This is a genomic window from Marinobacter goseongensis (assembly GCF_023156235.1).
Classification (GTDB): Bacteria; Pseudomonadota; Gammaproteobacteria; order Pseudomonadales; family Oleiphilaceae; genus Marinobacter; species Marinobacter goseongensis.
In genome coordinates this window covers 215,789-240,602 of sequence record NZ_JAKZAI010000006.1, presented here as the reverse complement: position 1 = coordinate 240,602, position 24,814 = coordinate 215,789, and the positions used below count along the sequence as shown (strand labels likewise).

Genomic DNA, 24,814 nt, shown 5'->3' with positions numbered 1-24,814 from the left:
GCATTCATAGGGACGGCGGTGAGTCGGTCAGGTTTGTTGTTTTGGCGAACTCAAAACTAACCGGTTTTACCGCCGTCTCCTACTTTTTCACGCTAACCCGCGATGAACCTTTTTTCAGGACCTTCTCGATGGCGCCGATGGGGGCCAGGGTGAACTCGGCCGGCAGCCGGGCGTGGGTGGCGTGGGCGACGATGCGGGCCTGGGGTGTCAGGCCACGGGCGTCAGCTTCGGCGGCGGAGGCCAGTACCAGGGCGGAAGCGCCGTCGCTGATGGAACTGGAGTTGGCGGCGGTGACCGAGCCACCTCTGGCGAAGGCCGGCTTCAGGTGTGGGATTTTCTCCGGTTTGGCGTTGCCCGGCTGCTCGTCCATGTCCACCTCGGTGTCGCCGCTGCGGCCGGCGACCGTGACCGGTACGATCTCATCGCGGAACCAGCCGTTCTCGATGGCCGCCAGGGACTTCTGTAGCGAAGCGATGGCGAATTCGTCCATAGCCCGGCGGCTGATGTCGTACTCGTCCGCCGTGCGTTGCGCGAACACTCCCATCAACCCGCCCTCGTAGGCGTCTTCCAGACCGTCCAGGAACATGCTGTCCATCACCTGGCCGTGGCCCATGCGCATACCGCCACGGGCTTGGGGCAACAGGTACGGAGCCTGGCTCATGTTTTCCATGCCGCCGGCAATCATGATGCGGTTGGTACCGGCTCGGATCTGGTCGTGGGCCATGATCACCGCCTGCATACCGGAGCCACACATTTTGTTGATGGTGGTGCAACCGCTGCTGTCAGGGACGCCAGAGGCACGAGAAGCCTGCCGCGCGGGTGCCTGCCCCAATCCGGCCGGCAACACGCAGCCCATGATTACTTCCTGAATATCGGCCGGCTGAATCCCGGAACGCTCGATCGCAGCCCTGATCGACACCGCCCCCAGTGCCGGGGAACGAACCGAACTCAACGAACCCATCATGCTGCCCATGGGGGTGCGGGCGGAACCGGCAATCACTACGCTGCTATCGCTCATATCCTTTCCTCACTCACGCTTTGCCCAGCACCGAACGGGCAATGATCTCTTTCATCACTTCTGAAGTTCCACCGTAGATGCGCTGTACCCGGGCATCGATAAAGTTCCGCGAAATCGGGTATTCCGTCGTGTAGCCGTAGCCACCGAACAGCTGCAGGCAACCGTCAGCCACCCTACATTGCATCTCGGTGGCACTGTACTTGGCCATGGACGCGGTGGGGGCATCCAGCCTACCGTCCTCGTATTCGCGGATGCACTGGTCCACAAACGCCTTGTTGATGCGGTAATCCGTTTCCATGCGGGCAATTTCGAAGCGGGTATTCTGCAACTGGGCCAGTTTCTGGCCAAACAGTTCTCGCTCCTGGGCGTAAGCAATGGTCAGGTCGAGGGAACCCCGCGCAGCGGCAACGCCGAGGGCGCCGATCACCAGGCGTTCGCGGGGCAACTCACGCATCAGGTACAGGAACCCCTGACCCGCCTCGCCCAGCAGGGCCGAGGCGGGAATGCGCATGTCGGCGAAAAACAACTCCGAGGTATCACCGGAGTGCTGGCCAATCTTGTCGAGGTTACGGCCCTTGCTGAAGCCCGGCAACGAGGTATCCACCAGGAACAGGCTGATGCCCCGAGCACCGGCTTTGGGATCGGTTTTGGCCGCCACAATCACCATATCGGCGTGCTGACCGTTGGTGATAAAGGTCTTGGAACCGTTGAGGATGTAATCCTCCCCGACTTTCACCGCGCTGGTGCGAATCGCCTGCAGGTCACTGCCGGCACCGGGTTCGGTCATGGCGATTGCACCCACCGCCTCACCGGAGACCATTTTCGGCAACCACTGTTGGCGTTGCGCCTCGTTGCCAAGGTGACTCAGGTACGGGGCTACGATGTCCGAGTGCACCATGGCGTTGGTGGACAGCGCACCGAAACCCATCCGGGCCATTTCCTCGCCCACCACCACCGAGTACTGAAACGGTGCACCACAGCCACCACACTCCTCGGGCACGTCCACACACAGCATGCCGGCGTTGCCCAGGATGTTCCAGAGCTCACGCGGCACAATGCCAGACTTTTCCCAGGCCTCGTAGTGCGGGGCCACTTCGGTTTCCAGAGCCTTGATGACAGACTCCCGGAACATGTCGAGTTCTTCTTTATCAACAACGCTGGTCATGGGGCGCTCCCGCTGGTGAACGGTTCAAACTGGATCGTCGATGATCAGTCTGTCCCAGTCCGAAGCCGAGCGCCATGACATAACCGTGCAGATAATTTGATAAAAAATGACACGCCGGCGGGCCCGGCCCGGTGCCCATGCCGACACTCAGGCCTTGTTCATTCGCTCCATCGCCTCCAATAGTTCCGCCGTCTTTTCCTGCATCAGAGCTTTATCCCCCCGCGACTCCACATTCAGTCGCACCAGAGGCTCGGTATTCGACATCCGAAGGTTGAAGCGCCAATGTTCGAACTCAACGCTCAGTCCATCAACGTGGCTGACCGACTCCGCATCCGTACCGTAGATGTCCTCGATATGCGCAATCAGTGCGGCCGGATCAGCAATGGTGCGATTGATTTCGCCGCTGGCCGGATACGCGTCGATGCGGGCGTCGATCAGCGATGACAGGGTCTGACCGGTCTGGCTCAGGCGTTCAGCCACCAGGAGCCAGGGGATCATGCCGCTGTCACAGTAGGCAAAGTCGCGGAAATAATGATGGGCGCTCATCTCGCCCCCATACAGCGCATCCTCTTCACGCATACGTTGCTTGATGAACGCGTGCCCGGTCTTGCTTTCAATGGGGATGCCGCCCGCCGCCCGGACCATTTCCCGGGTATTCCAGGTCAGCCGGGGATCGTGGATGACTCTGCCTCTGCCGGCTTTGCGCAGAAACTGATCTGCCAGAAGCCCCACAATGTAATAGCCCTCGATAAAGCGACCGTTCTCGTCAAAGAAAAAGCAGCGGTCGTAATCGCCATCCCAGGCGATGCCCATATCCGCGCCCTCACGCACAACCGCCTCCGCGGTGATGGCCCGGTTCTCCTCCAGCAACGGATTTGGCACGCCATTGGGGAACTGCCCGTCTGGCTCATGGTGGAGCCGGATGAACTCGAACGGCAGCCAGCGCGCCAGAGTATCAATGACCTCGCCGGCGCCGCCGTTTCCGGCGTTCACCACAACCTTGAGGGGTTTGATCGCGTTGACATCAATGTAGCCGAGCAGGTGTTTGATGTAGTCCGCCTCAACGTCGAGGTGCTCAAGGCGCCCTCGCACGGGCGCATCTTCAAACGGCAGCGGGACCCTGTCGCGAATGGCATTCAAGCCGTTGTCGGAACTGATGGGGCGCGATTCACGGCCGACCAGCTTCATTCCGTTGTGATCCTTCGGGTTGTGGCTGGCCGTCACCATGATGCCACCGTCCATATCGTAGTGGCTGGTGGCAAAATAGACCTGCTCGGTGCCACAAAGGCCGATGTCGTACACCGTTGCACCGGCCGCCATCAAGCCCGAGCTCAGGGCCGCCGCAATGTCAGGACTCGACAAGCGGATGTCGTATCCGACAACCACCCGGCGGGCGTTGGTCAGCCTTACGTAGGATCGCCCGATCCTTTCGGCCAACTCGGGGTTGAGTTGGTCGGGCACCCGGCCACGAAGGTCGTAAGCTTTAAAACAGGACACGTCCATAACGGTTTCTCCATTAAACCTTTGGTCAGGGGTGAAGCACTGTCCGCCACGCCGCTGCAACGACCCGGCGGACCCGGCCGCAGTTACACCTTTTCCGACATCAGAGGGATCTGCTCTTCCTCAACCGTCGGTGCCGGTGTCGCACGCCCATAACGATCATCCAGACGCTCGATATCATCTTCACCGAGGTAGGCACCGGACTGGACTTCAATCAGCTCCAGCGGGATGCACCCGGGATTGAAAAGCCGGTGCACCTCACCGATGGGAATGTAGGTGGATTCGTTCTCTGACAGCAGAAATGTCTCCTCTCCACGCGTGACTTCAGCTGTGCCGCGCACAATGATCCAGTGTTCTGCGCGGTGGTGATGCTTCTGCAAAGACAGGCGTTCCCCCGGCTTGACGGTAATGCGCTTGACCTGAAAGCGGTTGCCGCTATCGATACTGTCGTAACTGCCCCACGGACGGAACACCTGCCTGTGGTTGCGGGTTTCCGGACGTTCCTCGGCATTTAGCCGATTCACCAGCTTTTTCACATCCTGCACTCTGTCGCGGTGGGCGATCATCAAGGCGTCTTTGGTGTCCACCACCACCAGGTCCTGCACACCCAGCATGCTCACCAGCTTGTCCGATGTGTGCACCACACAATTACTGCTGTCTTCCATGCAGGCATCGCCCAGAATGGCATTGGCGTCCTCGTCCTTGTCGCTGACATCCCATATGGCTGACCAGGAACCAACATCGCTCCAGCCGGCGTCCATAGGCACCAGCACCGCCTTGGAGGTTTTCTCCATCACCGCATAATCGACGGAGTCATCCGGGCAATGCTCAAAAATTTCGGCGGGAATTCGCGTGAACTCCATATCCCGTTCAAAGCTGCGGGCGGCCAGCAGGCAGGTGTCGTAAATGTCCGGGCTGTGTTTCTTGAGCTCAGCCAGGTAGGCGTCGGCCCGGAACATGAACATACCGCTGTTCCAGTAGTAGCCACCGGCAGACAGCAGGGCCGCGGCTTTTTCCGCATCGGGCTTCTCAATGAAGCGCGATACCGGGCGGGCCGCCCCGGGTGCGCCCTCCGACTGACCCGCCGCAATGTAGCCGTATCCGGTTTCCGGGCGGGTGGGGGTTATCCCGAACAACACCAGCCCTCCGGCTCTGGCCGCATCCTGGCCTCTGGCCACTGCATGCTGGAAGGCCTCCACATCCTCGATGGCGTGGTCCGCCGGCAGCACCAACATAATGGCCTTAGGATCCTGCCGCGCGACTTCGATGGCGGCCAGCGCCACTGCGGGTGCCGTGTTTCGACCAAACGGCTCCAGCAGTATCGACAACGGCTTGCGACCGATGGCGTCCAATTGCTCTTTGACGATGAAGCGGTGTTCGTTATTGGCCACCACCACCGGGGCCTCTACCTCAGCGACTGGCAGCCTGCACAGTGTCTCCTGCAGCATGCTCTGCTCGGCCACTAGCGGCAGAAACTGTTTGGGATAAGCCTGCCGCGACAGGGGCCAAAGTCGTGAACCGTTACCACCGGAAAGTATGACTGGAATCATGTTATTGCTCCTTTGCTCTGATGTGACGAACAGCATAATCGTCGGTTCTGATTAACCGGCGCCTCGTAAAAACCAGCGCCCGTTACCAACCTTTGGTTAGCCAGATATTGCTGGGTGGATTAGGCTGCGAGCCTTCTGGCCACAGCGGGTTAATTCTGTACAGATAGGAAATGTCGCCACCCAGCCGGGTGGACTTCATGGGCCGGAGCTCGTCCAGAAATTCCGGAATACCCTCCATCGCGCCCCAAGTCGCCTGCCAGGGTTCCATCCAGGCCAGCGACCAGGCCTCATACAGGCCGTCAACCTCTTGCTCATGGCCGGTGATCGCCCGAATCCGCTGCGGATCCTCCAGCCCTGAAATCACATTCCGCACCATCGGCGCAAACACGTCGCTGTAGCGGTCGTAAACCGACACGCCATTCACTTCTGCAAGCACCGCAATCATGGTGAGCGGCTGCATGGCGTAATTCATGTATTCAAGGGCGCGGGTTTCACGGCTCAACTCTTTCGGCAGGTAACCGTCGCGATTGATCTGGCCCATGGCTTCATCGAACTTGGCCATGGACCAGTTCCAATCTCCGCAGTCTTGTGTTGCAACCGCCGAAGACTGCACGGCCCAGGCTGCCCAGTAGTCGTGGTTGTTGACTTTGCGTGGCTCCCGATCGGTGTAATAGCCGCGCACACCGTCACTGAGCTTACGGAACCACGTTTCGATCCGACCCGTGCGTCGCAAGTCAAGCGCCTCCGCAGGCGCGGAGGCGAGCATGCGGGTGTAGGCGTTCGCGGAAGCGGCCAGCGCCCATTTGCGCACCGCCTGACCGACGTGGTTTATGTCGTCGGTCAACAGCGCATCGGCCTGCGCCCAGGCATCCAGATTGTCCATGACGCAATCGAGAGCCGCCGGGCCGTCACCGTCGATCTGGTAATCGTCCGCCGCAGCAACCACCACTTTCTCGAACCGCCGCACGTTACGGGTCGCCTGTTTGTACTCCTCGTAGGCGTCCTTGTTGAGCTCGTTCCGTGCGTTGTCACTGCCCCGATACTTGCTGGTCAGCGACAGCGAACCCTCATGAGGTTCCACGCGCTCGCAGTCGTAATCGCCGCCATCTTTCTCTGCTGGCCCCTGGTAATAACCCACGGGCGCGCGCAGTTCCCCATTCAGACATTGCCCCGCACTTACGGCACCGGTAAAGAACACCGTGGAGACCGCAGTAGACAGCAGCAAACGCCGCCATTGCCTGCGATCGGTGTGTCGTTGGATTTGCATGTCCACCCCTTCTTGCATCAAATGAATGTCGGTCAGACGTCCTGACGCCGGCAGATTTTTGCGGTCACTGTCAGATCCTCCGAGACCTGCTCAGGTTTCAGCTCAAGGTCCAGCGACATGAACATCTCATCGTTCCAGTTGGGCCCCTCGGGCAGCTCGAACACGAAACGACCGGGTGTCTCAACCCTCGCGCCGTACTCCATGTCGACCCGATCCTTCCGGCCGAAGACGTACCAAATGAAGGCATCAACCTCTTTCACCGCGGGATCGCTGAATTGCAGATCGACCACGTACTCATTGCTCGGCATCTCGATGAACTGGCCGCCCCCGTTGTAAAGCACTTCATTGGTGCCAGCTTTGATGGCGGTGGTTCTCTCCAGAACCGGCTGTTGGGTCTCGCAGGCGCCGCTGATCATGGGTGTGGCCTGGCGATAGAATTCCACGCTGTCGAGGTTGTGATAGCCGGGCACCTCCCAGATCAGAATCTTCGGTGGCGACTCACGAAAACTGTCAGAGAGCAGATACTCGAACATCGAGCCGTCGTAACTGCCGCCGGCCACCGCGGCGTTGAGCACCTCCACCCCGAGGAACTCCTGCAGAGCGCCCACGAAGTTGTAGTCGTGGGCACCCTTGCTGTTACTGGTCCCCACCAGCGTGATCGGCGGCATTTCCTGGTCACCGAACAGGGCGCTGGCTTCCGACGATTGTCCGGTGCCGGCGGATTCGGTACGGAATTCGTCCACGTACTGTGAGCCATACTCGAAACCGCAAATCCGTTTCACGGCATCCTGCAGCGAACCATCCTTCCTGATCAGCCCGGACCGTCGGGTCACGAATTCCTGCTGCGACAGCGACTGATAGGCGGGCATTTGCCGGATCCGCTCAGCCACAAGTTTCGCGGTCCGGCGGGCGCCATAGGGTGTCCAGTGATGGTCACGCTTGAAATAGAACGCGTCCTCCCGCGTGCTTTCATTCAGTAAGGGGGTCAAGTCCGGAACCACAAGTCCGGCTTGCCGAAATCGCTCCAGCGCGTCGGTGTAGCTCCGACGGGCCACACTCCAGCTGAAGGGCACCGGTGAAATCGACGGTAAATGATTCGGGTGGACCAGCCCCTTCGTGGGCTGGAACACCATCACCATTTCGGTACCGGTGGTTTGCTTCAAGTGGCGGGCAAAACGCTGCAGGCGTTTCAGCCCCTCAAGATCCGGCCCGTACTGCTCAACCAGCTCCGCCTCTGAGCGAAACAGCCAGCCGTCCTTGCCTTGCACCAGCATTTTGAAATTTTTCAGGTAACTGGTGTCGTAGCTCTCGGGGTACGCCGTCAACGGACAGAGGTCGCAACAACGCTCGATATCGTATTCCGGCGCTCCGGCGGCGTGGGCACTCATTCCCGCACCGCCAAGAACCAAGAGCAGCAACCAAGACCACAGTCGGTATCCCGCATACACCGTTTTCATACCGACGTGTCCACCTGGCTTTCAGCAACCACCAGCCGGGGCTCTCCACCCACATCAATCGCGAAGATGCTGAATACCTTGCCACGCTGAAGTTTGACTTCACTGGTTTTCGCCAGCGCCTGATTGTTGAGGAAAGCGCCCAGTTCAATGGTCACCGCGTTAATTTCACGGTTGGCCACGTCCAGAGAGCTCACCTCGTCAATAACAGCGACCTTGCCGTCGGACGTCTTCAGCGCCACTCCGCCGGTGCTGGTCAGGTTATAGAACGACAACAGCGCCTTGCGTGGATTGTCAAAGCTGACGTCTTTCAAAACCTTCGTGTCGCCCGAGGCGAGCACAACGACGGTGTAGAACTCGTTCTTTTTCATGGTCACGGGCACTTGTTGGCCGTCAACGTCAACCGAATAACGGCCCTCAGCCAGGTAGATGTAAGGACTCGCCTCCAGCGGCTCCACTTCCTTGATGACTTTGCCACCGACGGAGGCTTCCGCCACCGCACCACTGGCGTCGGCGTTGACCACGCGAATAAAGGCAGCTCCGTCTGGCGCATCCGCCGCATAAAGAGCATCCTCTCCGGCCTGGGCCGTGCTCATGGCAATCAGCAGGCCATTGATCAGGACAAAAAAAGCGGTTTGTATCAGTGCTTTCATTTTCATCATCCTCAGGGGTTGGTTTCTGAACGGCTATCCGCGGTCGCGGCCAGCAGGTTTTCGGCCTGACGGAACCAGGCCTGAGCCTGTTCGGACTCCAGCGGCTGCGCCAGGTAACGCTCGGGGAACTCCCAGATCACCAATTGCGGAGGCTGATCCCGGAAGTCGGAAGAGTTGAGATAATCGATCATCGGCACGATGGGGCCGTCGCCCTCTTCGGCCACGTTGATCAGGTCCCGGCCCAGATGCTTTCGCAACGCGCCAGCAAAATCCCACAGTGGGTTGGCGCTGTAGCTGGTGCCCACCAGCACTGCGCTGGTTGCGTCATCGCCAAACAGGGCGCCGGCGTCCGCCTGGCCGCCCCGATTCACGCGGGTGGTTCTGGGGATCAGCTCATCCGGTGCCGGGCCGAAGTCAGTGAACGCCGGATCCACCGGAATGTAGTTCAGCAGGTCGCCCCGGTGCGGCATCGGCTCACCAATCGACGTGGAAAAGCTTTGTTCGTCCCAGCTCAGACCATTGAACCGGTCCCGGATATAGCCGGCGGCACGCTCAGCAAACAGGTCGGCGCCACTCGGCGACCAGTGAGTATCGGTTCTCAGGAACACGGACTCGCCGCTGCGCTGAGCCTGCTCCATAGCAGGCCGCACATCCGGAGCCGGGATACCCGCGGCCGTGAGCGACCGCAGGAATGTGTCATACAGCGACACCATCACTTCCTCAGGGCGGGTGCTGCCAAGCTTCTCTGAGTAGATGCGCGCCTTGGCCGGCACCACCAGCACGACCAGGGGAATGCCCTCGGCCAGCAGGTAATCGGCAACCTGCTGAACTCGTTTCAGGTTGCGGTCAGGCACATCCCCCTCGCGGCTGGCCGGGTAGATTTCCTCATCGCTGAACAGCCATTCATCCTGACCAACCACGACACCCTTTCGCCCCTCACTGAAGAGGGTGTAGTTAATCGCCGCCCAGAGATTGGTCCCCAGGTCCTTGGCAGGAAACTGATCGTCGTAGTGGTCTTCCAGGCTGCGCGCAAGCTCGCCGTTGACCGGACTGAGGTCTGTGTTGGCCTCATAGCCAAGCAGCGGCCGGAACGACAGCAGCCCCAAAGCCAGTACCAGCGCTATGAATAGAACCGCCGTGATTTTTGCAGAGGCTTTCGTCATCGAGCTCATCCTCAGAACTGGAAATACAGGAACGGTGAGAAGCTTTCCGCGGACAGCTTCAAGACCGCCAACGCAAATACCGGAACCAGCAGCGGCGCCGCAGCAGACCGCCAACCGGACACCAGCGGACCAATGCCTCGGCGCGCCAGCCGGTCTTTCAGACCCATCATTGCGATCACGCCGTAAGCCAGCACCAGGATCGCCAGATTGAGATCACGCATGCCCTGCACGTACACATCACTCAGGCCCGCGCCGTCGAAGCTGAACATGGCGCCATAGAACCCGAACGCTTCGGTCAGGGTGCTGGCACGGAAGGTGACCCATCCGAGCATCACGATCAGAAACGTCAGCGCCCAACGGAACAGCCGGAACCCGGAAGGACTCCCCGACACCCCCAATGCACGTTCAACCGCCAATACCAGACCGTGCCACGCGCCCCATAACAGGAAGGTCCAGTTGGCTCCATGCCATAGCCCACCAAGCAACATGGTCAACAGCAGGTTGCGATAGGTCTGAACGGTGCTGTTGCGGTTACCGCCAAGGGGAATGTAGAGGTAATCCCGCAGCCAGGTTGAAAGGCTGATGTGCCAGCGGCGCCAGAATTCAGTAATGCTCTGGCTGACGTAAGGCTGATTGAAGTTCTCGTTAAAACGGAACCCCATCATCAGTCCCAGGCCAATCGCCATGTCCGAATACCCGGAAAAGTCGAAGTACAGTTGCGCCGTGTAAGCCAGAAAGCCCAGCCAGGCGTCGGCCGTGCTGGGATCGGACAATGCAAAGGCACTATCTGCCAGCGGGGCGATGGAGTCGGCAATAAAGACCTTTTTGATAAAACCTTGCATGAACCTGACCGCGCCCTCACCGAACTTGTCCAGCGTGTGGGTGCGATAGGTGAACTGATCCGCCAGGTCTTTGTAGCGCAACACGGGACCGGCAATGAGTTGGGGAAACAGCGCGATAAACGCGGCGAAATCCACAAACCGTCGCGTCGGTTCCGTGTCCCCGCGGTACACGTCCACCACATAGGAAATCGCCTGGAACACGTAAAAAGAGATGCCGATGGGCAGAATGATACTGGCCAGTTCCAGAGGCTGACTGCCGGCAGACACCAGCAGGCTGTTCAGGCTGTCGATGCCGAAGTTGGCGTACTTGAAATAGGCCAGTGTAGCGAGATCGCCACCGACCCCGAGAGCCACCCACCTACGCGCCTTCGCAGTGCCAACGCCGGCACGGTGTATGGCCAGCCCCATCAGATAATTCCACAGCGTGACCGCCACAAACAGCAACAGAAAATCCACACGCCACCAGGCATAGAAGGCGTAGCTGCCAACCAGAATAACCAGCGAGCGATGCCGGAACGGCGTCAGGTAATAGATACCCAGAAACGCCGGCAGGAACAGAAATAGAAAGATATTGGATGAGAACACCATGTCAGTTCTCCGCCTGCGTGACCTGGCCCGACACCACGGCCGAGGGCTCAATGTGAACCGCACGGTTCTGGTTTCTCAGAGCGTCAAAAATCTTCGCCTGGTATTCCCCCAACACCCCCTCAAAATGAATACCTACATTCGACCTTGGGAAACGCATCCCGACGTCATAGATGGAAATGTAGGCCGGATTGTCAGTGGAGAGCGGGCCACTGGCATTGGACGCCAACTCGCCACCCACGACTCTCATCGACACCTCGTAGCTGTAGAAATCTTCTTTGAAGTTACGATCGGTCGCAGACAGGTCTTTTAATTGGCCGTAGATACCCCAAGTGCCGTTCAACACGGCAACGTTGTGGTAAACATCCACATTGCTGCTGTTTCTGACCCGGATGCCATTACGCAGGTTGTTCATCACCCGGTTGCCCCACAGCAGGTTGTCCGGTGACTCGTAGAGCCCGATGCCATCACCCTGGTTGTCGTACGACACGTTGTTAGCCACGATGTTGTTGCTGCTCTGGCGATCCAGCACGATGCCGGACAGGCCGTTGTTGTAACTTTTGTTTCCGATGATCCAGCTGTTGTTCACCTCACGGGAAATGATGATTCCGTGCTTTTCGCGGGTGCCATAAACCTCGTTATTGGCAATCAGCAGCCGTTCAGAGTAATCGTGGGGGTCGATGCCATACACGATGTTGTCGCGATAGAGGTTATTGACGATCGCCACGTCTTCCGCTTCGTAGCAGTAAAACCCGTAATACAGATCCTCGAAGGTGGAATCGACCAGCCACGCATGCGGCGCACTCCGATTGAGGCGGGCGTTGTCGTACTCGGAGTACTGGGCCACGGTGAAACCGTAGGACTTACTCTGGAGGTAGCCCAGGTTCGCCATGGTCGTACCCAGAATGAAGTTCTCGCTGCCACCCCATCCCACGTAAAACGGGCGGAAGCTCTCGTGTTCCTGGAACGTCGCCGGTCCCCCCGCCTGCTCTCGCCAGCCAACGATGTTGCTGTCGATGGCAAACAGCCAGCCGTCGTTAGCGATGAAAGCACCGCGCTCTTCGGATAACCTCAGAGTCTGGTCGCGCATCACCAGGGTGGCGTCCTGGCGCACAGCCAACGGCAGGCGGATGATATAGGCGCCGTCTTCCATTCGTTCCATGTAGCGCGGGTCATCCACCTGGCGATAGACATCGTCCAGAGTCACCTTGCCACTGTTGACAAGGATTGCCTGGGGGTGGGAAAACTGACGAACAACCCATTCCCGCGCTCGGCCCTCGTCGACGAAGTCACCCAACGCACTGACGCCACCGATTCGCTCCACCGACACACTCGGTGTGCCGTCGGGACGGCCGGCGAGCTTCTCTTCAATGGCCTCACGGTTGAACGCCGACGCATCCGGAATATCAGGATCTGGCAGATACAGTTTCTCGCCGGACATCATTTCAATGCTGTAGTCTTCGATCAGCGGCGCAACAGCCGGTGGCGGTGTCGCCGGCCTGTCGTTGCTTGCAACCGCGGCCGCAAAGCCGGACGCCGGCATGACCAGTGACGTCATCAGCAAGCACAAGACCCATCGGGTATATCGGGTTTTCATGAGTTCTCCTTAGAACCGCTTCGATACGTCCACAACCACCCGATGCCGGGAGTCGTCCACGTCATCGCCATAGGCATCGCCTGGCATGAACACGCCGCCACGTAACCGCACGTCAACTGCTGCCCAGGAGGTTGAGGCACTGTCTCCGTAATAAGCCAACACCAGATCCACGGACTGCCCGAGATCATCGCTGCTGCCGGTAAATCCGGGTTCCACCAGATCGCTCTGCACGGTTCCGTTCTGATCACTCAGCCAGTAACGGTGATACAGCACGTTGGCATCCCACGTGTCCCGATCCGATAGCGCGGTATAGAGGGTAAGCACCTGCAGGTTGCTCCATTCCGGCTGAATGGCTTCGCCAAAGCGCTGCACCTGGGAACGCGTGCCGGTGAACCTGGAACGGTTGCTTTCAAGGCTGGTCTGCTGGAACGCATCACTCTCGCCCGGGCCCTCGCCGCCGGAGGCCATCGCCCCGTGTGCACCGATGACCCAGCGCGGGGTATCCAGCAACTGGGCGCGGGCACCAAGGTCCGCGGCCCACCCCGACACATCCCGATCCCTGGCACTGACGCCATTGGCGGCACTGGCATCCGGTCCGACCACCGTATCCGAGCCGGTGACGGCGGCCACGGAGGCGAAATACTGGATGGCATCGTGAGAACGCCAGTCGAAATAGCTTCGGTCGGCCTGGAGCGACGCCCACGTCAGTGAATCGGTGAAACTGCGATCCAGTGTCTGGCCACGACCGGCGTACTCCTCGGCCTGGTCGCCATAGCCCTGACCATGAGTCGCGAGAAAGCCCAGGTAGTGGCCTTTCTTCCATTGCCAGCGGGTTTGAGCGAAGAAGCGGGCAATGTCCTGCTCATCGTCCTGGAGCTCGTTGTTGTCTGTTCGCAGCTCAGCCAATTTCTGGGCCACGCCCACGGTGCTCTCCAGCAGCGAGGTGTTGAAAATCCAGCGAACAAGGGTGATATCGTCGTCCCACCACATACCGCTGTCTTCCTTGAGGCGCTCACGACCGAAGCGGACAGATTCACCGGGGTAATCGCTGAGACCGTTATAATCCAGCCACGCCTCACGCATGGCGACAAAGCCGTCGGTGGTGGTGCCGCCGATCTCGTCACTCACATCGACCTGCCCTGTTGCCGCAAAGGCCTGCAGGCGCAGCTTCGAACGCCAGTGAGGGGACAACTGCCACACCCACTCCGGTTTGATATCAAGTCCGGCTTCGTTGGATTTGGTCGCACCGTTCTCGCCCAGTCCGAGACGACGGTCCCCCTCGCTGATGAAACTGAGTTTGGACTTCACATTCTGCTCAATCAGTTGCGGGTAACTCTGGCCGAGCTGCGTGTCCGACGCTCCGCCTGACTGTGCCAGGACCGGCGCTGCACCGAGGGACGCCAAGCCGCTGACAGCCAGTGCAAGGCGTGTTAGTTGGAAATGTTTCCTAAGCTGCATCGAGCTTATCCTCCCTGTTCTGTGTTGTTTGCCGCCCCGGGGGCACCCTGGGCGAGCATTTTGCGGCGGGCATCACGCTCTTGCTTGTACAAAGCCTCCGCTCTGGTTCTGATGTGCTTGGGCACGTCCAGAACCATTTCGACCATCAACTCTCTGGCCCGCTCGATACCGCCATCCAACGCCAACAAGGCGAAGCTCCAGGCATAGAGCGAGTTGACCTCAATGCCCTTGCCTTCCCAATAGAGCTCGGCGAGGGCGTAATCTGCTTTCGGAAAGCCCCGCCTGGCCGCCGTCAGCAGGTGCTGCCGGGCCTTGTCAGGTTCCGGTTCGCCGAGATAGCCGCGTTTGTAAATCCGCCCAAGCAGGTACTCCGCCGAGGGATACTTTTCCCGCGCTTCCATCGCGTAACGCACCGCCTTCTCCGGGTCGGCGGGCACGATGCGGCCACGTTCGTAGGCCCTCGCCAGCGACAGAGCCGCTTTGACATCGCCGCTGTTCCTCGCCTGCGTCAGCATCTCGATAACCACATCCGGTTCCGCCAGATAGTTGTGCTCCATAATCAGCTTGGCGCGGGCGGTCAGCGCCGGCACGTAATCGGGCGTCAACATCCGGTAGAACTGGTTGGTGGTGGAAACCTGCTTCCGGGGTGACTCATCGTCAGACAGCCAGCGGGCGAACAGATAGAGGTCGCGATCTTCAATCGCGCCCTGCTCCCAGGCCTCTGTGGCGCGCTCAACCAGTGCCTTGAACTCAGCGTCCCGTTGCCCCGCGAGATAGACCCTGGCCAGTAACGGAAAGCAATCGGGATGAGCTTCAGCGATGGGCACACAAAGCTGCTCGATCTCGTCGGTCCGACGGTCGAACTCTCCGCTCGATACGTAGTAGCGGGCCAGTGCCACATCGCCCTTCGGATCACCCGCGGCACGCGCCTGCTGAATCAGCTTCAGCGGATCGCCATTGGGGAACTCGTTGGGAAAATTGATGTACAGGTTCACCAGCGGCATCAGGGCGCTTTTATCGCCCGCCGCCAACGCCTTGCGCAGATAACGGGCGCCGCTGGCTCTCTGCTCCGGCGTATCGCCTTCCCGGGCATTCAGCTTACCGATCCGTATCGCAGCGCGGTCATTGCCCTGCTCCGCCGCTTTCCGGTACCAGTCCAGCGCCTGCTGCCTTGCGGCCGGTGTATCCTCCTCAGCGTAAAGATCCCCAAGCTGAACCTGAGCGTCCGCGAGGCCAAACTGCGCCAGCTCCATCAGCTGCGCCCTTGCCTCTTCGACATCACCCACCATGGCGGCTTTCTCCGCCCGCTGGAGATCCGGCAAGCCGCCACAGCCAGCAAGCCCAAGCCCCAGGAGGCTGACTACGCACGCAAGTCGATTCATGCTATGCAACCCCCTCAGCCTTCCGAAAACCGGTCGACGACTTTCCCAAGACTCGGCATCTTGAACTGGTCAACCGTTACGCCAATGGGACGCCCTATCGCCTCGATTGGCAGTGGTTCGGTGGATTCGATAGATGCGCTGATCACGTCAATCGGACCGCCCTGGGCCTGGGTGCTGACATAGAGTGACGTGATGCGCCCTGCATGCTCTTCACCACTGGGCAGACGCAGCGTGACGCTTTGCCCCTCTTCCAGTTTTTCACCCTGATCAAACAGGAAATTGGCCACCACATGAGCGGACGAGTCCATTGGCGCCATAACAGCCAGTTGCTCTCCCTTACTCATGTACTGATCTTCGGCGGCGCGGAGGTTCAGCACTTTGCAGTCACAGGGACTGGTCAGGGTTCCACGAACCCGTTGGTCCAAAAGCTCTTCGATTTGCGCGACGCTGTAGTTGCCTTCACCCACCAAATCGTTCACGTAAGACAACATCGGGGCATCGAATGTAGCGATGGGATCGCCCGCTTTGACCTGCTGCCCGGACTCGACCAGGGTGGTCACGTTGGCATCTTTCGGAATAGTGACCGGGATCTGCTCGGAGGCGACCATCGCGGATTCCGCCTTGGTCACAAAGTAGATATCCCAGAGTTCCGAGGCGACGAAGCTGATCGCGGAAAGCCCCAGCGCCATCACAATCAGGCTTCCGAGCATGGCCCGGATCTTCCCGAAGAACCCGAGATCGTTACTGCCTTTACCCTTGCGGGCCCGGGTGAAGTTTTCCCGCGACAGGGTGTTGAGCACATCCCCGGCAGAAACGACCTCTCCGCTGAGAAATGCGGTTATCAGGTACCGCAAAGCCGATACTTCCCGGGCACCCAGGTTCTGGAACTCGCACCCACAACGGTCGTTAGCCGAATCAAAACTGCGCGGAACAAAACTGACATCGATGGCCAGATCAAAACCGTCAACCTTGAACACCAGGCGGCCGTTGTATAACCGACCCTGACGGAACGATTCCAGGCCGGTGTTGACACTGAAGCCGCCGGCGGACAGATCGGCCACCGGAAATTTGTGGGTGGTACCGTCGAGACTCACGAACAGCTTGGCCGGAATTCTCACCCGGGCGTACTGTCGCTGTGCTTCGGATTCATGGACAAATTGCGGTGCAACTGCTGCCGTATTCATTGCTCTGACCCTTGTGTTTTTTTCAGTTCATCATTGGTTTAAGTGAAGAGTTTCCCGCTGGCGTCAGACCAGCTTCATCACCACCGCAAGAAAAATGCTGCCTGCGGATAACGTCATCACCCTCGAGGACCAGCGATTCATGCGTTGCTGGAACGACGCGTTGTCCGCACTGAAACGGGTTTTCTGACGCGTCCAGGACTGGCGATCGAGCCGGAAGAACACATAGATTTTCACCAACGACCCAAAAATCTGATTGAAATACAGAATGAGTGGATAGGCCGGCCCAACCGAATGCCCGGTGGTAATGAGCAGCAACGTCAGCACCAGACGGGTTAAACCGATCCACAACAGGTAAGCCACCAACACAATCCCGGAGTATTTGATGGCCGCTACCGTGGCTGCCGACAGCCCGAGGATGCTGGTCCACATCGAAATCCGCTGATCAAACAGCACGTACCAGGTGAACCATCCCAGGCGCCGCGGACCGAGCTTCGTGGCCCGAGAGTTCTGGCGCAACGAGTTGCCATACCAACGGAACATCAACTGTCGAGCCGATCGGATAAAGCTCGGATCGGGCGGGTGCTCTACCGTGCGGATCGTCGCGTCCGGTACATAGAAGGTGTCGTAGCCGAGGCGCATCATGCTGAACCAGCTCGACTTGTCGTCCCCGGTCAGGAAACGGAATTCACCCAGGCGCCAGTGCTTCAGGGAGTCATACTCCACGTCACTGATGAACTCCGGACGGGTCACCACGCTGGCCCGAAACACAGACATGCGCCCGGTGAGCGTCAGTACCCGGTAAGACAACCCCATTGAACACATATTCATGTGCCGCTGGGCAAACCTCAGCTTGTGCCACTCGGACATCAGATAACTGCCACGCACCTCGCAGAACTCATTGGTGGTGAGCGCACCGATGTTCGGCATCAGCCGGAAGAAGGGAGCGGTTTTGCGGACAACTCCGGGCTCAAGAACGGTATCGCCATCGACGACCGCCACCACCGCGTTTTCATCAGGAAGGTCACGAGAGATGGCACGGAATCCGTATGCCAGTCCGTCGCGCTTGCCGGTCCCCGGAATGCGCACTATCTTGAGCTTGATGTGACCGGGTGGATCGAGCTTGCGCCACATGGCCCGCATCAGCATTTCATCCGACAACTCGACTACCGAGGCCACCACTGTAGTAGGCCAGCCGCACTCAACGGCCTCGCGGATGATTGAGTCGTACACCATGGCAGTGGTGCCCGCATCGATGCGGAAACTGGTAACCATCAGATATACATGGGAGGGCGCGGCATCATCACCCAATGCCAGGGCCTTACTGCGTAGCCGCGGGTAAACCCATTTAAGAAAGTACATCGCCCGCACAAAATGCATGAAACCGATGGAATACCGCCAGATACCAATCACCCCGATAACCAGCAGAAAATGGGCGCCACCCCTCACCGTATAGGTGGTGGGCAGGGAAACCGCCAACGCCCCAAGGGCTGCCAGAAACAACAGCCACCCGCCGGTTCTGGACACTGTATTGTCGGAGATATAAGACATGCCGTCCGTTCCTGAAATTACGTTCCGTACGTTTTCCGGGTGTGCGGCCCTGGACCGTACAATCGGTCAGGGCCGCACACGGGAGGTGAAGCCTTACCAGCAGATGCCTTCCAGCTCTTCCGTGCTTGTGGTTTTCATGAAGCCCACAAGATCCACCACGCGCTTGCCCTCAGGCACTTCTGAAATCACCGTCTCAAACAGCTCATCGTTGTTGCCCACCACGATCACATCGCCGTGATCAATCACGCCGCGCAAGTCGCTGTGCATCAGGTTCGACAGATGGGGAATCTTCTGGTTGATGTATTCCCGGTTGGCACCGTGCGTTCTGGCGTAATCGACATTGCGGTCGAAGATCTGCAGGTCGTACCCCTTCCCGATCAGCATCTCGGCAAGTTCCACCAACGGGCTTTCCCGCAGATCATCGGTATTGGACTTGAAGCTCAGGCCGAGCATGCTGATCTTGCGGCAGCCGTTGCTGGTAAGCAGCTTGAACGCATGGGCAACCTGCTCGTTGTTACTGCTCATGATCGAACTCAGCAGCGGGTGTTTCACATCGAGCTGGTTGGCGCGGTACGTCAGTGCACGGACGTCCTTTGGCAGACAGGAACCGCCGAAGGCGAAGCCCGGGCGCAGGTAATAGCGCGAGATGTTCAGCTTCTTGTCCTGACAGACCACATCCATGACATCGCGGCCGTCCACACCCATGGACTTGGCAATGTTGCCAATCTCGTTGGCGAAGCTGACCTTGGTGGCGTGCCAGATGTTGCAGGTGTACTTGATCATCTCCGCAACCTCGATCGGCTTGCGGATGATCGGTGCGTCCAGATCCTGGTAAATCCGCGCCAGAAACTCGCCCGACCGGTCGTCAAGCTCGCCGATCACGGTCATTGGGGGATGGTCATAATCCATAATCGCGGTGCTCTCACGGAGAAATTCCGGATTCACGCAAACCCCGAAATCCACACCGGCAGTTTTGCCCGACGCCTTTTCCAGCGCGGGAATGACCACCTCCCGCACGGTTCCGGGCAGAACCGTGCTGCGAACGGCAACCAGATGCCAGTCGCCTTTGTCCTTCAGGGCGGTTCCAATGTCGGTGCACACCTTCTCCACATACTGCAGATCGAGGTCCCCGTTTGACTTGCTGGGCGTACCGACACAGATCATCGACAGCTCGCTTTCCTGAACGGCCACGTGGCCGTCGGTCACGCCGTTGATAAACCCGTTCTCACGACCTGCCCGAAGCAGCTCCTCCAGCCCCGGCTCGACAATTGGCGACTTGCCTTTGTTGATCAGATCGATCTTGACCGGCGAAACATCCACGCCGACAACGTGGTGACCCCGCTGAGCAAGGCTGGCGGTACACACGGCCCCGACATAACCCAAACCAAAAATACTGACTCGCATATCCTTTCTCTCCCCTGACGGTCATCCAACGATCCGGCTTACGAATCGTCCTGAATCCAACTGCTGATTGACTGGCCCCACTCAAGAAGGGGTGGATTGCAAGCTCGCTAACGAACACCAAGACCGTTGTGGAACTTTTCTCCGCAGTCGGTGTCCATTTACGAGCAACCTGACAGTGCTCAAAAAAACGCCTGTCAAAAGCCCCTTTCGAACGTCCAGCGTGAATTGGGGGAACGCGTTCGCAGACGAGCCAATAGGTACCGGCTCACGTCGTCTGCTGCGTTCCGACGGAGAGAAAACTAACGTAACTAAACGTTAAACACCTGTTACGAAAAGATAATTAGAAATATCGATAGTGAATACATGTCTCTGGATCCATCGTGGATCTGGCGTCTACATGGAAGACTTAGTGCCTTGACCCGTCTGCACTAATCGGGGATTCGACCGAGTCAATGGCCGTTTCAGGGGTACTCAGGAGAAGGGAAATTGCGATTTCATATTTCGTAATCGCAAAAAAAATTTGCTGTTTATTTTCAAATCGAATTTAGCGCAATTTTTTTTATGGAACCAAATCGCGAGTGCAGGCGTTGTATAAGGCTGTAGCGAAAACGCTGTGGCCCTGTCCTGGTGCGCCGCCATGCACTCCTGTCGTTTCTCTGGGCAGGTTAATCAGTGCATCAAGAGCCTGATTCGGCTCTGATTCCCCCCTTATTCCATCATTTGGGCGACATCCTAAGGGCGCAATCCAGACGAATCACCTCACCGTTCAGAATCGGGTTGCGCACCATCTGGTCCACCATCATGCCGAACTCTTCTGGCTTGCCAAGACGCTTCGGGAACGGCAGCGTCGCCGCCAGGCTGTCCTGCACTTCCTGGGGCATGCCTGCCATCATCGGCGTCATGAACAGCCCAGGCGCAATGGTGTTCACCCGGATACCCTCACGGGCCAGCTCCCGCGCCGACTGCAGCGTCAGCGCCACTACCCCGCCCTTGGACGCACTGTAGGCGGCCTGCCCGATCTGGCCCTCGTAGGCGGCCACCGAAGCCGTGTTGATGATCACGCCCCGCTCGCCGTCGCCGTTGGCGTCACGCTGGGCCATCTCGGCGGCGGCCAGACGCAGAATATTGAAGGTACCGATCAGGTTGACCTGAATCACTTTGCTGAAGTTCTCCAGCGGCATCACCCCGTCACGGCCCAGAATCTTTGCCGCCGGTGCGATACCGGCACAGTTCACGGCAATGCCGCAGGGGCCGTGGGCCTCACGTGCGGCAGTGAGCGCCGCTTCCGCACTCTCGGGGGAGCTGACATCACAGTGCACGAACAGCCCCCCGATATCCCGGGCCACCGCTTCACCCTGCTCTTTCTGCAGGTCGAGAATCGCCACCTTACAGCCAGCGGCGGCCAGCGCACGGGCCGCGCCCTCACCCAAACCGGAAGCGCCACCCGTTACAATGGCCGGTACATTCTGAAATTCCATCGTCTGCTCCTTGAAAACTGTGTCAGATCATTCAACTCAAAAAACCGGTTTTGACACCCAGAATTTACTTTACGTTTACGTAAACTTTATCTAACCTTACTCTAAAAAGGAAATCGCCATGGCAGATAAAACCACATACAGCATCAGTGAGCTCGCCAAGGAGTTTGACGTTACCACACGGAGCGTCCGGTTCTATGAGGATCAGGGCCTGCTGAAGCCCGCCCGACGGGGGCAGACACGAATTTTCAGTTCCAAGGATCGGGTTCGGCTGAAGTTGATCCTGCGGGGCAAACGTATGGGCTTTTCGCTCGCCGAAACCAAGGAACTGTTCGATCTGTGGGACGAAACCCTCACGGGCAACGAAAAACAGTTACTGAAGATGCTGGCCATTCTGGACAACAAACGCGCCCATCTGGAACAGCAGAAAAACGACATCGCCCAGGCAGAAATGGAAATGGAAACAGCGGAAACCCGCTGTCGCGAAGCCCTGGCGGAACTTCAGAAACGTAAAGAGTCACAGACTGAACAGCCATCATCAGAAAAAGCCGGGGCCTGATCCCCCGCGTTAATCAATTCGGAATACCAAGGTAGCCAACCATGCAATCACAATACTCAGAGCTCAACTTCGGCCTCGGCGAAACCCTCGACATGCTTCGCGAGCAGATCAACGGCTTCGCCGCCGCGGAAATCGCTCCGCGGGCGGAAGACATCGACCGCAACAACGAATTCCCCATGGATCTGTGGCGGAAAATGGGCGACATGGGCCTGCTGGGTATTACCGTCAGTGAAGAGTACGGCGGCTCCGACATGGGCTACCTGGCACACGTGATCGCCATGGAAGAAATCAGCCGTGCATCCGCCTCCGTCGGCCTGTCCTACGGCGCCCACTCCAACCTGTGCGTAAACCAGATTAACCGCAACGGCACCGAAGAACAGAAACAGAAATACCTGCCCAAACTGGTCAGCGGCGAACACGTCGGCGCGCTGGCCATGTCCGAGCCCAACGCCGGCTCCGATGTCATCTCCATGAAACTGTCGGCCCGCGACGAAGGCGACCACTTCGTGCTCAACGGCAACAAAATGTGGATCACCAACGGCCCGGACGCGCACACCTATGTTATCTACGCCAAAACCGACACCCAGGCCGGCTCCCGCGGCGTCACCGCCTTCATCGTAGAACGCGACGCCCCCGGCTTCAGCCGCCACCAGAAACTCGACAAACTCGGCATGCGCGGCTCCAACACCTGCGAACTGGTCTTCCAGGACTGCAAAGTGCCCCGCGAAAACATCCTCGGCGGCGAAGGCAATGGCGCCAAAGTCCTGATGAGCGGCCTAGACTACGAACGCCTGGTACTTTCCGGCGGCCCGTTGGGCATCATGCAAGCGGCCATGGACGTGGTGGTTCCCTACATCCGCGAGCGCAAACAGTTCGGCCAGGCCATCGGCGAATTCGAGCTGGTCCAGGGCAAAGTGGCGGACATGTACACCTGGATGAACACCGCCAAATCCTACGTCTACATGGTAGCCATGTCCGCGGACCGCGGCGAAACCACCCGCAAAGACGCCGCCGGCGCGATCCTCTACTCCGCCGAAATGGCCACCAAACTGGCCCTGGACTCCATCCAGCTGCTGGGCGGCAACGGCTACATCAACGAATACCCGACCGGCCGCCTGCTGCGCGACGCCAAACTCTACGAAATCGGTGCCGGCACGTCTGAAATCCGCCGCATGCTGATCGGCAGAGAGCTGTTCCTGAACAAGTAAGGCCAGCTCCTTCGTTCGCCTAGCGCGGACACCTGCACCCAATGTATGCCAAGGGGCTGGTGGGCTGTCCTTCCGGAAATTTTGAAGGCCATGGATGGCCTGAGAGAAGCGCACATGGATGTGCTCGCAGCGGTTTCCGGAAGGACAGTCCATCAGCCCCGCGCCCCCAACTTTTGAGGGATCAAAAAACCATGACCGTGCTACAAAGCAAAATCAACCCAAGGTCCGAAGAGTTCCAGGCCAACCAGGAATCCATGGCCAAAGCCGTGGCCGACCTGCGGGACAAAGTCGCCACCATCCAGCAAGGCGGCGGCCCCACCTACCAGGAACGCCACCTGGCACGCGGCAAACTGCTGCCCAGAGAGCGCATCAACCGCCTCCTGGATGAAGGTTCCCCCTTCCTGGAAATCGGCCAGTTCGCCGCCTACAACGTCTACGACGAAGAAGTCCCCGCGGCGGGCGTGATCGCCGGCGTCGGCCGCGTCTCCGGCACCGAGTGCATGATCATCGCCAACGACGCCACGGTGAAGGGTGGCAGCTACTACCCGCTGACCGTAAAAAAACACTTGCGTGCCCAGGAGATTGCCCTACAGAACCGGCTGCCCTGCATCTATCTGGTGGACTCCGGCGGCGCTAACCTGCCCCGGCAAGACGAGGTGTTCCCGGACCGGGACCACTTCGGCCGCATCTTCTACAACCAGGCGCGCATGTCGGCTGACGACATCCCCCAGATCGCCGTGGTTATGGGGCTGTGCACCGCCGGTGGCGCCTACATGCCGGCCATGGCCGACGAATCCATCATCGTGAAGGAACAGGGCACCATCTTCCTCGCCGGCCCGCCGCTGGTGAAAGCCGCCACCGGTGAAGTCGTCAGCGCCGAGGATCTGGGCGGCGCCGACGTACACTGCAAAATCTCCGGCGTAGCCGACCATTACGCCGAGAACGACGCCCACGCCCTGGACATTGCCCGGCGCTGCGTGTCCAACCTTAACCGCCGCAAACCGGCCGATGTGCAAATCCAGAAACCCCGTGCGCCGCTGTATGACGCCGAGGAAATCTACGGCATTGTCGGCACCGATCTGCGCAAACAGTTCGACGTGCGCGACGTCATCGCCCGCACCGTCGACGGCTCCGAGTTTGACGAATTCAAACGCTACTACGGCCAGACCCTGGTGACCGGCTTCGCCCACATCCACGGCTACCCGGTGGGCATCATCGCCAATAACGGCATCCTGTTCAGCGAGTCCGCCCAGAAAGGCGCGCACTTCATCGAACTGTGCTGCCAGCGCAACATCCCGCTGCTGTTCCTGCAGAACATCACCGGCTTCATGGTGGGCCAGAAGCACGAAGCCGAAGGCATCGCCAAGCACGGCGCCAAGATGGTTATGGCCGTCGCCTGCGCCAACGTGCCCAAGATCACCGTACTGATCGGCAGCAGCTACGGCGCCGGCAACTACGGCATGTGTGGTCGCGCCTACAGCCCTGATTTTCTGTGGATGTGGCCGAATGCCCGCATCGCCGTGATGGGCGGTGAGCAGGCCGCCGGCGTGATGGCCACCGTTCGCCGCGATGGGCTGGAGCGCAAGGGCGAAACCTGGAGCGAGGCCGACGAAGCCGCGTTCAAGAAACCCATCGCCGACACCTACGAACACCAGGGTCACCCCTATTACGCCAGTGCCCGGCTCTGGGACGACGGCGTGATCGACCCGGCCCAGACCCGTGAAGTCGTGGCCCTGAGCCTGTCTGCCACCCTCAACCGACCCGCCAAGCCCACCCGCTTCGGCGTGTTCCGGATGTAATCG

Annotated in this window: 18 protein-coding genes and 1 pseudogene; 3 read left to right on the top strand and 16 right to left on the bottom strand. The window is 59.3% G+C overall.

The genetic code is table 11. The annotated features are described in order from the left end of the window. Window positions 1-109 precede the first annotated feature (109 nt). The 16 genes and pseudogenes from MLC70_RS07695 to MLC70_RS07620 all read right to left on the bottom strand — a co-directional run. Window positions 110-1,018 (bottom strand): annotated as a pseudogene (locus MLC70_RS07695) (acetyl-CoA C-acyltransferase); the annotation flags it as partial. 13 nt (window positions 1,019-1,031) lie between these two features. Continuing rightward, a complete protein-coding gene (locus MLC70_RS07690; RefSeq protein WP_248182730.1) occupies window positions 1,032-2,183 on the bottom strand; it encodes an acyl-CoA dehydrogenase family protein in 1,152 nt (383 codons plus the stop codon). 147 nt (window positions 2,184-2,330) lie between these two features. Then, window positions 2,331-3,686: a phosphohexomutase domain-containing protein gene (locus MLC70_RS07685; protein WP_248182729.1), complete on the bottom strand. Its 1,356-nt coding sequence runs from the start codon at window positions 3,684-3,686 to the stop codon at window positions 2,331-2,333. Window positions 3,687-3,769: 83 nt separating this feature from the next. Then, window positions 3,770-5,233 carry a mannose-1-phosphate guanylyltransferase/mannose-6-phosphate isomerase gene (locus tag MLC70_RS07680; protein ID WP_248182727.1) on the bottom strand — a complete coding sequence of 488 codons (1,464 nt, stop codon included), beginning with the start codon at window positions 5,231-5,233 and terminating at the stop codon, window positions 3,770-3,772. Window positions 5,234-5,315: 82 nt separating this feature from the next. Then, complete coding sequence (locus tag MLC70_RS07675) at window positions 5,316-6,500, bottom strand: alginate lyase family protein (protein WP_248182726.1); 1,185 nt, start codon at window positions 6,498-6,500, stop codon at window positions 5,316-5,318. A 32-nt stretch (window positions 6,501-6,532) separates the two neighbouring features. Beyond that, a complete protein-coding gene (locus MLC70_RS07670) occupies window positions 6,533-7,888 on the bottom strand; it encodes an alginate O-acetyltransferase AlgX-related protein (RefSeq protein ID WP_248182725.1) in 1,356 nt (451 codons plus the stop codon). Window positions 7,889-7,953: 65 nt separating this feature from the next. Then, window positions 7,954-8,607, bottom strand: coding sequence for an alginate O-acetyltransferase AlgF (locus tag MLC70_RS07665; protein ID WP_248182724.1), 654 nt, complete (start codon window positions 8,605-8,607; stop codon window positions 7,954-7,956). Between the two features lie 11 nt (window positions 8,608-8,618). Continuing rightward, window positions 8,619-9,770 carry an alginate O-acetyltransferase gene (locus MLC70_RS07660; protein ID WP_248182723.1) on the bottom strand — a complete coding sequence of 384 codons (1,152 nt, stop codon included), beginning with the start codon at window positions 9,768-9,770 and terminating at the stop codon, window positions 8,619-8,621. Window positions 9,771-9,781: 11 nt separating this feature from the next. Next, on the bottom strand, window positions 9,782-11,200 hold the full coding sequence (locus MLC70_RS07655) for an MBOAT family O-acyltransferase (protein WP_248182722.1): 1,419 nt from the start codon (window positions 11,198-11,200) through the stop codon (window positions 9,782-9,784). Between the two features lies 1 nt (window position 11,201). Then, the gene (locus MLC70_RS07650) at window positions 11,202-12,794 is read right to left on the bottom strand and encodes a NosD domain-containing protein (RefSeq protein ID WP_248182721.1); all 1,593 of its coding nucleotides are present in this window, start codon (window positions 12,792-12,794) and stop codon (window positions 11,202-11,204) included. 9 nt (window positions 12,795-12,803) lie between these two features. Next, window positions 12,804-14,252, bottom strand: a complete 1,449-nt coding sequence (locus MLC70_RS07645; protein WP_248182719.1) for an alginate export family protein — start codon at window positions 14,250-14,252, stop codon at window positions 12,804-12,806. A 5-nt stretch (window positions 14,253-14,257) separates the two neighbouring features. Next, window positions 14,258-15,634, bottom strand: coding sequence for a tetratricopeptide repeat protein (locus MLC70_RS07640; protein WP_248182716.1), 1,377 nt, complete (start codon window positions 15,632-15,634; stop codon window positions 14,258-14,260). A gap of 14 nt (window positions 15,635-15,648) precedes the next feature. Continuing rightward, window positions 15,649-16,818 carry a PilZ domain-containing protein gene (locus MLC70_RS07635; RefSeq protein WP_248182715.1) on the bottom strand — a complete coding sequence of 390 codons (1,170 nt, stop codon included), beginning with the start codon at window positions 16,816-16,818 and terminating at the stop codon, window positions 15,649-15,651. A 63-nt stretch (window positions 16,819-16,881) separates the two neighbouring features. Beyond that, window positions 16,882-18,366, bottom strand: coding sequence for a glycosyltransferase family 2 protein (locus MLC70_RS07630; protein ID WP_248182713.1), 1,485 nt, complete (start codon window positions 18,364-18,366; stop codon window positions 16,882-16,884). Between the two features lie 93 nt (window positions 18,367-18,459). Next, on the bottom strand, window positions 18,460-19,770 hold the full coding sequence (locus MLC70_RS07625) for a nucleotide sugar dehydrogenase (RefSeq protein WP_248182712.1): 1,311 nt from the start codon (window positions 19,768-19,770) through the stop codon (window positions 18,460-18,462). Window positions 19,771-20,486: 716 nt separating this feature from the next. After that, window positions 20,487-21,248, bottom strand: a complete 762-nt coding sequence (locus MLC70_RS07620) for an SDR family NAD(P)-dependent oxidoreductase (RefSeq protein ID WP_248182710.1) — start codon at window positions 21,246-21,248, stop codon at window positions 20,487-20,489. 118 nt (window positions 21,249-21,366) lie between these two features. Between MLC70_RS07620 and MLC70_RS07615 the strand changes: the two genes are divergently transcribed. The 3 genes from MLC70_RS07615 (at window position 21,367) to MLC70_RS07605 (ending at window position 24,811) form a co-directional block, all read left to right on the top strand. Continuing rightward, window positions 21,367-21,804, top strand: coding sequence for a MerR family transcriptional regulator (locus MLC70_RS07615; RefSeq protein ID WP_248182707.1), 438 nt, complete (start codon window positions 21,367-21,369; stop codon window positions 21,802-21,804). 41 nt (window positions 21,805-21,845) lie between these two features. After that, on the top strand, window positions 21,846-23,012 hold the full coding sequence (locus tag MLC70_RS07610) for an isovaleryl-CoA dehydrogenase (RefSeq protein WP_248182705.1): 1,167 nt from the start codon (window positions 21,846-21,848) through the stop codon (window positions 23,010-23,012). 191 nt (window positions 23,013-23,203) lie between these two features. Continuing rightward, window positions 23,204-24,811 carry a carboxyl transferase domain-containing protein gene (locus MLC70_RS07605; RefSeq protein ID WP_248182703.1) on the top strand — a complete coding sequence of 536 codons (1,608 nt, stop codon included), beginning with the start codon at window positions 23,204-23,206 and terminating at the stop codon, window positions 24,809-24,811. The last annotated feature ends 3 nt before the right edge of the window (window positions 24,812-24,814 follow it).